The following is a 9,916-nucleotide window of genomic DNA, read 5'->3' on the forward strand; positions in this document are numbered from 1 at the left end:
GCCCTCACTCGGCGGCGACCTTGCCCGCCAGGTGCGACGGCAGCGGCTCGTACCGCAGGAACGTGCGCGTGAACGTCCCCGTCCCGTGCGACAGGGACCGCAGGTCGATCGCGTACCGGGTGATCTCCAGCTGGGGCACCTCCGCCTTGACCAGCGTGTGACCCGTGCCGACCGGCTCGGTGCCGAGCACCCGGCCGCGCCGGGACGACAGGTCGGACATCACCGAGCCCACGTGCTCGTCGGCGACCAGCACCGACAGCTCGTCCACCGGCTCCAGCAGCAGCGTCGACACCTTGGCGGCGGCCTCCTTCAGCGCGAGCTGCCCCGCGATCTGGAAGGCCATGTCGGAGGAGTCCACCGAGTGCGCCTTGCCGTCGTACAGCGTCACCCGCACGTCCACCATCGGGTAGCCGGCCACGACGCCGCGCTCCATCTGGGCCCGCACGCCCTTCTCCACCGACGGGATGAACTGCCGCGGCACCACCCCGCCCACGATCTTGTCCACGAACTCGAAACCGCCGCCGGAGGGCAGCGGCTCGACCTCGATGTGGCAGATGGCGTACTGGCCGTGGCCGCCGGTCTGCTTGACGTTGCGGCCCATGGCCTGGCACCTGCCGCCGAACGTCTCGCGCAGCGGCACCCGCAGCTCCACCCGCTCCACCTCGACGCCGTGCCGCTTGGACAGCCGGTCGAGCAGGACGTCGGTGTGGGCCTCGCCCATGCACCACAGGACGAGCTGCTTGGTCTCGGGGTTGTTCTCCAGCCGCAGCGTCGGGTCCTCGGCGACGAGCCGGGCCAGCGCCTGCGACAGCTTGTCCTCGTCGGCCTTGGACCTCGCCTGGATCGCCACGGGCAGCAGCGGGTCGGGCATCTGCCAGGCGGTCATGAGCAGCGGCCGCTCCACCTCCGACAGCGTGTCGCCGGTCTCGGCCCGCGACAGCTTGGCGACGGCGACGATGTCGCCCGCGACGGCCTTGGGGATGGGCCGCTGCTGCTTGCCGAGCGGGCAGGTGAGGGTGCCGATGCGCTCGTCCACGTCGTGGTCCTCGTGGCCGCGCTCGGCCAGGCCGTGCCCGGAGACGTGCACGGTCATGTCGGGGCGCAGCGTGCCGGAGAAGATCCGCACGAGGCTGATGCGGCCGACGTACGGGTCGCTCGTGGTCTTGACGACCTCGGCGACCAGCGGCCCGTCGGGGTCGCAGGAGACGTCCTTGACCGGCTTGCCGTCGACCGTGGTGATCTCGGGCAGCGGGTGCTCCAGCGGCGAGGGGAACCCCTGGGTGATCAGCTCCAGCACCTCCATGGCGCCGACGCCGACGCCGGAGCAGAGCACGGGGTAGAAGCTGCCGCGCGCGACGGCCTTCTCCAGGTCCTCGATCAGCACCTTGGTGTCGATCGGGTCGCCCTGGAGGTAGCGGTCCATGAGCGACTCGTCCTCGCTCTCCTGGATGATCCCCTCGATGAGGACGCCCCGGTGCTCCTCGATCCGGCTCTCGTACTCGGCTCCGGGGTCCTTCTCCGTCCGGGCGCCGGTGGCGTAGTTGTAGAACTTCTGTGACAGCAGCCCGATCAGGCCGTTCACGTGCCCGTTCGTGATCACCGGCAGGTAGAGGGGGGCGACGCCGTCACCGAAGACGTCCTGGCAGGCGGTGAGCACCTCGTCGAAGTCGGCCCGCTGGTGGTCGATCTTGGTGATCACGACGGCGCGGGGCATGCCGACCCGGGCGCACTCCTCCCACAGCATCTGGGTGAGCCCGTCGACGCCCTCCGCCGCCGAGACGACGAACAGGGCGGCGTCCGCGGCGCGCAGGCCGGCGCGCAGGTCGCCCACGAAGTCGGCGTAACCGGGGGTGTCCAGCAGGTTGATCTTCACGCCGTTGTGCGTCAGCGGCGCCAGCGTCAGGTTCACCGACCGCTGCTGGCGCACCTCCACCTCGTCGAAGTCGCTGACCGTGGTGCCGTCCTCGACCCGGCCCGCCCGCTGGACGGTGCCGGTGGCGGTCAGGAGCTGCTCGGCGAGGGTCGTCTTTCCCGCTCCCGAATGGCCGACCAGGACGACGTTGCGTATCGCGTCCGCCCTGTCGGCCGATGGTGCCCTGCCCGCGGCTCCCATGGCCGCGCCGGGATTCTTGTCCGCCACATCGCCTCCGGTCTCGTGGGACGAGCCGGCCCGCTCCGTCGGCCTGACCTGCGGCCAGGCACCAGGCCGGGCTTCCTCTCCCGTGTCGTCGGTTGAGTTCCAACGCCGCGCCCGCGCGGAGGGTGAACAGGACCGCATGGACAGACGCGGTGTGTTCACCAAATACCCGTGTGGCGGATATCACAAGGGGGGTGAGGCAAAGAAAGTGGCCGGGCCCGGGATGGCCTACGATCGGACCGCGATGCTGAAACTCCTGCGTCCGGCCGTCACCCGGATACTCACCCCGCTCGGCAGGGCCCTGGTCCGCCACGGGATCGGACCCAACACCGTCACGGCGATCGGCACTCTGGGCACCGTCGTCGCGGCCCTGCTGTTCTATCCCCTGGGCCTGCTGGCCGCCGGCGCACTGGTGATCACCGTTTTCGTGCTGTTCGACCTGCTCGACGGCGTGGTGGCGCGGCTCGGCGGCGGGGGCGGCAGCACGTGGGGCGCCTTCCTCGACTCCACGCTCGACCGGGTGGCCGACGCCGCGATCTTCTGCGGGCTGATCCTCTACTTCATCTCGCTCGACGACCTGCTGATGACGTCGGTCACACTGTTCTGCCTGGTCGCGGGCACACTGGTGTCCTACGCCAAGGCCCGCGCCGAAGGGCTGGGCCTGACCTGCGACGTGGGCCTGGCCGAGCGGCCCGAGCGGCTCGTGGTGGCGCTGGTGGCCAGCTTCCTCGCCGGGCTCGGCGTGCCGTACGTGCTGGCGGCCGGCATGTGGTTGCTCGCGGCGGCCAGCGCTGTCACCGTGGTGCAGCGCGTGGTCCACGTTCACCGGCAGACGAGGGAGCGATGAGCGAGAAGGCGTCCGTCACCGACAGGGCCGTCGCCGCGGGGTTCGCGGCGGGCTGGCGGCTGGTCCCGCTGCTGCCGCGCCGGCTGACCAGGGGCGCGTTCCGGTTCGCCGCCGACCGGCTGTGGGCGCGGCGGGGCAGGTCCGTGCTCCGCCTGGAGTCCAACCTGGCGCGGGTGACCGGGCTCGCCGCGGGCAGCCCGGAGCTGCGCGAGCTGAGCAGGGCGGGCATGCGCTCCTACTTCCGCTACTTCGAGGAGATCTTCCGGCTGCCGTCCATGCCGGTCGAGGAGGTCGTGCGGCGTACCCACGTGACCGGGGGCGAGCACATCTTCGACACCGTCGCCGCCGGCCGCGGGGTCGTGCTGGCCCTGCCGCACATGGGCAACTGGGACCAGGCGGGCGCCTGGCTGGTCGGCGTCGGCCACCCGTTCGCCACGGTCGCCGAGCGGCTGCGGCCCGAGTCGCTGTTCCGCCGCTACGTCGCCTTCCGCGAGGGCCTCGGCATGGAGGTGCTGCCGCTCACGGGCGGCGACGGCCACAACTTCGCCACCCTCGCCATCCGCGTACGGCGGGGCGGCATCGTCTGCCTGCCGGCCGAGCGCGACCTGACCAGGAGCGGCGTCGAGGTCGAGTTCTTCGGCGCCCACACCAAGATGCCGGCCGGACCGCCGCTGCTGTCGGTGCAGACCGGGGCGGCCCTGCTGCCGGCGACCGTCTACTTCCACGGCGACGACTGGGGCATCGACATCCACGAGGAGATCCCGGTGCCCGCCGAGGGCACCCGGCAGGAGAAGGTGGCGGCGATGGCGCAGAGCCTCGCCCACGTCTTCGAGAAGGGCATCACCGCCCACCCGGAGGACTGGCACATGCTGCAACGCCTCTGGCTGGAGGATCTCCCGCGATGAGGGCGCAATGAGAGTCGGCATCGTGTGTCCCTACTCCTGGGACATGCCGGGCGGGGTCAAGCAGCACATCGACGACCTGGCGCAGGCCCTCATCGCCCAGGGCCACGAGGTGTCGGTCATCGCGCCGGCCGCCGACGACGAGGACCTGCCGCCGTACGTGGCGGGCGCGGGCCGGGCGGTGCCCGTGCCGTACAACGGGTCGGTGGCGCGGATGTCGTTCGGCTTCCTGTCGGCGGCGCGGGTGCGCCGCTGGGTGCGCACGGGCGAGTTCGACGTGCTGCACATCCACGAGCCGCTGATCCCCAGCCTCGGGGTGCTGGCGTGCTGGGCGGCCAGGGGGCCGATCGTGGCGACCTTCCACGCGTCGTTCTCCCGCTCGCGGGCGATCGCCGTGGCCGAGCCGCTGCTGCGCAGCGCGCTGGAGAAGCTGAGCGGCCGCATCGCGGTGTCCGACGCGGCGCGCAAGAGCCTGGTCGAGCAGTTCGGCGGCGACACCGTGCTCATCCCCAACGGGGTGACGGTGGCGCGCTACGCCGACGCCGAGCCGCTGGAGGGGTGGGGGCCCGACGGGTCCACGATCGGCTTCCTCGGCCGCATGGACGAGGAGCGCAAGGGCCTGCCGATCCTGCTGGACGCCTTCGCCGAGCTGGCTCCCGCCCGGCCCGGCCTCAAGCTGCTGCTCGCGGGGCCGGGCGACGCCAAGGACGTCTACGACCGGGTGCCGAAGGACTTCCACGACCGGGTGACCGTGCTCGGCATGGTCAGCGAGGCCGACAAGATCCGCGCCTACCACTCGGTCGACGTCTTCTGCGCGCCCAACACGCGCGGCGAGAGCTTCGGGATCGTGCTGGCCGAGGCGATGGCGTCCGGGGCGACCGTGCTGGCCAGTGACATCCCGGCGTTCCGCAAGGTGCTGGGGGAGGGGCAGGCCGGGGCGCTGTTCGCCAACGGCGACCCCACGTCGCTGGCGCGCGAGGCCGCGGCGCTGCTCGACGCCCCCGAGCGGCGGGCCAAGCTGGCCGAGGAGGCGCTGGTGGCGGTCCGCAAGTACGACTGGTCGACGGTGGCGCGCGACGTGGTCCGGGTGTACGAGACGGTGACCACGGCCGGCGCGGGCCGCGTCGAGGAGGACCTGTGACGCGAGACGTCCCGGCCGTGGGCGGCCGCGTGGAGGAAGATCTGTGACGTCCACCCTGATCGTGCTGGTCGTGGGCATCGTCGTGGTGCTCACCGCCGTCTACGTCTCCTGGCGGGCGGGCCGCCTGGACCGGCTGCACATCCGGCTGGAGCTGGCCCGCGAGGCGCTGGACGCGGCGCTGGTTCGCCGCCGGGGGGTCGTGCTGGAGCTGGCTGGCTCGCGGCTGCTCGACCCCGCCACCTCGCTGGTGCTCGCCGCGGCGGCCCACGAGGCCCGCATCGCCGGGCCGGAGGAGCGCGAGCACGCCGAGAGCGACCTGTCGCGCGCGCTGCGCGCGGCCGTGGACCAGGAACGGTTCCGGGAGAAGCTGTCGGAGTCGCCGGGCGGCCCCGATCTGCTGGAGGAGCTCGACGCGGCCGTGGCCAAGGTCGTCTACTCCCGCCGGTTCTACAACAACGCCGTGGGCGTCACGCGCACGGCCCAGCGGCGCTGGCTGGCCCGGACCCTGCGCCTGGCCGGGCACACCGAGTTCCCCGAGTTCTTCGAGATCGACGACGATCCGCCGGCGGCTATGGCAACTGAATGACCCCGATTTGGCCCGGCCGGTAAGCTTCTTCCATTTTCCGGGCCAAAGCGGAGGAGTCGTACAGGTGCGCCTATCCCGGTTGATCGCCGTGACGCTGGCGGGAGCGGCCGTCGTGCCGCCCCTGGCGGCCTGCTCGTCGGAGGAGCCCGCGCCCGGCAAGGTCCCCCAGGCCGCCACCTCCTCGCCGGCCGCCGAGGAGCCGGTGGCCGAGCCGGACCTGCACCCCTTCACCGGGAAGCCGGCCGGCGCGCTCAGGCCGGTCCTCGCCGTGAAGATCGAGAACACCGCCGCGGGCAAGCCGCAGCTCGGTCTCAAGAGCGCCGACATCGTCTACGTCGAGCAGGTCGAGGCCGGCCTGACCCGGCTCATGGCGATCTTCTCGTCCAAGCTCCCGCCCAAGGTCGGCCCGGTCCGCAGCGCCCGCATCTCCGACCTGCACATCGTGCCGCAGTTCGGCAAGCCGGCCTTCGCCTACTCGGGCGCGCAGACCAAGATGCTGCCGTTCATCGCGCAGGCCTCGCTGTGGGACGTCTCCGACAGCCGCGCCCCCGGGGCGTACTTCCGCCAGCCGGGCCGCTTCGCCCCGTACAACCTGTTCGCCAACACCAAGCAGCTCCTGGCCAAGGCGCCCAAGGCGAGCAAGGCCAAGGACATCGGGTTCACCTTCGGCGACGCCCCGGCCGAGGGCGGCGTGGACAAGTCGTCGTACACGGTCCGCTGGCCCGGCGCGCGCTTCACCTTCGCCTGGTCGGAGGAGAAGAAGCAGTGGCTGATCTGGCAGGACGGCAAGAAGGACATGGCGGCCGAGGGCGGCCAGCTCGGCGCGCCCACGGTGGTGGTGCAGTACACCAAGACCGAGCGCTCCGAGTTCCACGACAAGAACCAGAGCTACACGCCGCTCGTCCACTCCGTCGGCAAGGGCTCGGCGATCGTGCTGCGCGACGGCAAGGCGTACAAGGCGCGGTGGGAGCGGAAGTCCGAGGAGGAGGGCACGACGTTCACGACCGAGAGCGGCGAGCCGATGAACTTCTCCCCGGGGCAGGTGTGGGTCGCGCTGGCGAGCCGCAAGCCCGTCACTCCGTGATGTACAAATATCCCGAAATATCATGACATTGTGGTGTGTCGGGGGCGGGCCCGTTCAGGACCTACCATGGGTTTGATAACTGACTGTAGGCGCAGGAGAGGCAGCCGGCCCCGATCCCCGGCGACGGGGCGACGGGCACGGCAGGCCCGACCAGAGAGTTCGTGAGGAAGACCGTGTCCAGCAGCACGCCCGAAGCCCCGTCCACCCCCGGGCCGGCCACCGGCCCCGTCACCGGAACGGCCCGCGTCAAGCGCGGCATGGCCGAGATGCTCAAGGGCGGCGTCATCATGGACGTCGTCACCCCCGAGCAGGCGAAGATCGCCGAGGACGCCGGGGCGGTCGCCGTGATGGCCCTGGAGCGCGTGCCCGCCGACATCCGCGCGCAGGGCGGCGTCTCCCGGATGAGCGACCCCGACATGATCGACGGCATCATCTCCGCGGTGTCGATCCCGGTGATGGCCAAGGCCCGCATCGGGCACTTCGTCGAGGCCCAGCTGCTCCAGTCGCTGGGCGTCGACTACGTCGACGAGTCCGAGGTGCTCACCCCGGCCGACTACGCCAACCACATCGACAAGTGGCAGTTCACCGTGCCCTTCGTGTGCGGGGCGACCAACCTCGGCGAGGCGATGCGCCGCATCACCGAGGGCGCGGCCATGATCCGCTCCAAGGGCGAGGCCGGCACCGGTGACGTCTCCAACGCCGTCACTCACATGCGCACGATCCGCGGCGAGATCAAGCGCCTCACCTCGCTGCCCGAGGACGAGCTGTACGTCGCCGCCAAGGAGCTCCAGGCGCCGTACGAGCTGGTCGCCGAGGTGGCCCGCACCGGCAAGCTGCCGGTCGTGCTGTTCACCGCGGGCGGCATCGCCACCCCGGCCGACGCCGCGATGATGATGCAGCTCGGCGCCGAGGGCGTGTTCGTCGGCTCCGGCATCTTCAAGTCGGGCGACCCGGCCAAGCGCGCCGCCGCCATCGTCAAGGCCACGACCTTCTACGACGACCCCGACGTCGTCGCCAAGGTCTCGCGCGGCCTGGGCGAGGCCATGGTCGGCATCAACGTCGACGAGATCCCGCAGCCGCACCGCCTGGCCGAGCGCGGCTGGTGACCCGCCCGGAGGCCGCCCCCGCCCGGTGAACGGGTGGCCGGACGCGGCGCGTCGATCATCATCGGCGCGTCGCAGCAGGTCGCACCGCCGTCATAGGGCATGATCCTGCACGGCGGGCGCCGGTCTCCAGGGGGGAAATTTCCGAAAAGGCGATATCCGCGAAGGATGTCGCCTTTTTCGTGTTGTGTGGCGTTCACCGGGGCGTCACAGTGCTCGGTCAGGCTACGGGACGTCCTCCACCCTTGATCGTCCCAGGAGCCACGCATGTCCCAGCTCAACCGGCGGCACTTCCTCGTCACCGGGTTAGCGGCCGGAGCCGCCGCGGCGCTCCCCGCCGGAGCCGCGCACGCCGATCCCACCCCTGTCCCCGCGTCTGGTCCCACTGGGGGTCCCGCCGCCGAGACCGCCCAGTCGCTGGCCTCGCGTGGCCTGCGGACCGACCCGTTCACCCTGGGCGTCGCCTCGGGCGACCCCGACCACTCCGGCTTCGTGCTGTGGACCCGCCTGGCCCAGGAGCCGCTGGCCGAGGACGGGCTCGGCGGCATGCCGCAGCGGCCGTTCACCGTGCAGTGGCAGGTCTACGCCGACGAGAAGGGCCGCCGCGTCGTGCGCACCGGCGTCGCCGTCGCCGCGCCCGAGTGGGGACACAGCGTCCACGTCGAGGTGGACGACCTGAGCTCCGACCGCGACTACTGGTACCGCTTCCGCGTCGGCCCGTACGTCTCGCCGGTCGGCCGCGCCCGCACCGCGCCCCACCCGCTGGCGTACGGCGTGCCGCTCACCATGGCGTTCGTCTCGTGCGCCCAGTACGAGCACGGACTGTTCACCTCGTACCTGCGCCTGGCCGAGGAGCGCCCCGACCTGGTGCTGCACCTGGGCGACTACCAGTACGAGTACGCCCGCGACACCTACACCATCCCCGGCGGCAACGTCCGCGACCACGAGGGCCCCGAGACCGAGACCCTGGCCGGCTACCGTCAGCGCCACGCCCAGTACAAGGCCGACCCCGACCTCCAGGCCGCGCACGCCGCCGCGCCGTGGCTGGTCGTGTGGGACGACCACGAGCTGGACAACAACTGGGCCGACGAAGTCCCCGAGAAGCCCGAGGTGCCGCAGCCGAACTTCCTCGCCCGCCGCGAGGCCGCCTTCCGCGCCTACTACGAGAACATGCCGCTACGCCGCACCTCGATCCCGCGCGGCATCGACATGCAGCTCTACCGGCGGATCCGCTGGGGCCGGATGGCCACGTTCCACATGCTCGACACCCGCCAGTACCGCGACGACCAGGGCTGCGGCGACGGCTACCGCGACTGCCCCGAGTCCGTCGACCCCAACCGGTCGATCACCGGCTCCGCGCAGGAGGCGTGGCTGATCGACGGCTTCCACAAGTCCCGCGCCCAGTGGGACATCATCGGCCAGCAGGTGTTCTTCGCCCAGCGCGACAACAACGCCGGCCCCGCCAAGATCACCAGCCAGGACGCGTGGGACGGCTACGTCGCCTCCCGCCGCCGCATCACCCAGGGCTGGGTCGACGCCGACGTGCGCAACGCGGTCGTCCTGACCGGCGACGTGCACGCCCACTGGGCCAGCGACCTCAAGCTCGACTACGACGACCCGACCGGGCCCTCGGTCGGCTCCGAGCTGGTCACCACCTCGATCACCACCGGCGGCGACGGCGCCGACTCCGACCCCGCCTCGCAGCCGTTCCTCACGATCAACCCGCACCTGAAGTTCTACAACAACCAGCGCGGCTACGTGCTGACGAAGATCGAGCGGGACGCCCTCACCGCCGACTTCAAGGTCGTGCCGCAGGTCCGCCGGCCCGGCGCCGAGGTCCACACCAAGGCCACGTTCGTGGTCGAGGACCGGGTGCCCGGCGTCCAGCAGACCTACCTGCGGCCGCTCGACCCGGCGGCGCGCACGCTCGGCGCCCCGTCGATCGAGGAGACGGTCCGCCTGGAGACCGAACGCCCCTGACCCCGTGACCCCCACGAGGAGCGGGGGGGCGCGCCCGGCGCGGCGCGCCCGCCGGGGGGGGCGCCGGCCGGGGGGGGGGCCGGGGGGGGGATGGTTGAGGGGGGAAAGGGGTGGGGGAAGAACAACCCGGGGGCGG

The 9,916-nt window shown here is 71.9% G+C and carries 8 protein-coding genes; 7 read left to right on the top strand and 1 reads right to left on the bottom strand.

The window, feature by feature from the left end; genetic code table 11:
• Positions 1–4: 4 nt before the first annotated feature.
• Complete coding sequence (locus AB0H64_RS28875; protein WP_357630677.1) at positions 5–2,113, bottom strand: elongation factor G-like protein EF-G2; 2,109 nt, start codon at positions 2,111–2,113, stop codon at positions 5–7.
• Positions 2,114–2,381: 268 nt separating this feature from the next.
• On the opposite strand from AB0H64_RS28875, the gene pgsA reads away from it, so the two are divergent.
• The 7 genes from pgsA to AB0H64_RS28910 all read left to right on the top strand — a co-directional run bounded on the left by pgsA (position 2,382) and on the right by AB0H64_RS28910 (position 9,780).
• The gene (gene pgsA / locus AB0H64_RS28880; RefSeq protein ID WP_357630651.1) at positions 2,382–2,984 is read left to right on the top strand and encodes a phosphatidylinositol phosphate synthase; all 603 of its coding nucleotides are present in this window, start codon (positions 2,382–2,384) and stop codon (positions 2,982–2,984) included.
• Entirely contained in the window at positions 2,981–3,889 is a 909-nt protein-coding gene (locus tag AB0H64_RS28885) for a phosphatidylinositol mannoside acyltransferase (RefSeq protein ID WP_357630654.1), read from the top strand. The genes pgsA and AB0H64_RS28885 overlap by 4 nt, the downstream gene beginning before the upstream one ends.
• 7 nt (positions 3,890–3,896) lie before the next feature.
• Positions 3,897–5,027 carry a glycosyltransferase family 4 protein gene (locus AB0H64_RS28890; protein ID WP_357630656.1) on the top strand — a complete coding sequence of 377 codons (1,131 nt, stop codon included), beginning with the start codon at positions 3,897–3,899 and terminating at the stop codon, positions 5,025–5,027.
• Between the two features lie 43 nt (positions 5,028–5,070).
• Positions 5,071–5,613 carry a hypothetical protein gene (locus AB0H64_RS28895; protein WP_357630659.1) on the top strand — a complete coding sequence of 181 codons (543 nt, stop codon included), beginning with the start codon at positions 5,071–5,073 and terminating at the stop codon, positions 5,611–5,613.
• Positions 5,614–5,677: 64 nt separating this feature from the next.
• On the top strand, positions 5,678–6,697 hold the full coding sequence (locus AB0H64_RS28900) for a DUF3048 domain-containing protein (RefSeq protein ID WP_357630662.1): 1,020 nt from the start codon (positions 5,678–5,680) through the stop codon (positions 6,695–6,697).
• A 173-nt stretch (positions 6,698–6,870) separates the two neighbouring features.
• Entirely contained in the window at positions 6,871–7,803 is a 933-nt protein-coding gene (gene pdxS, locus AB0H64_RS28905) for a pyridoxal 5'-phosphate synthase lyase subunit PdxS (protein WP_310712357.1), read from the top strand.
• 264 nt (positions 7,804–8,067) lie between these two features.
• Positions 8,068–9,780, top strand: a complete 1,713-nt coding sequence (locus AB0H64_RS28910) for an alkaline phosphatase D family protein (RefSeq protein ID WP_357630665.1) — start codon at positions 8,068–8,070, stop codon at positions 9,778–9,780.
• The last annotated feature ends 136 nt before the right edge of the window (positions 9,781–9,916 follow it).

The sequence above is a fragment of the Nonomuraea sp. NPDC050733 genome (assembly GCF_040654215.1).
GTDB lineage: Bacteria > Actinomycetota > Actinomycetes > Streptosporangiales > Streptosporangiaceae > Nonomuraea.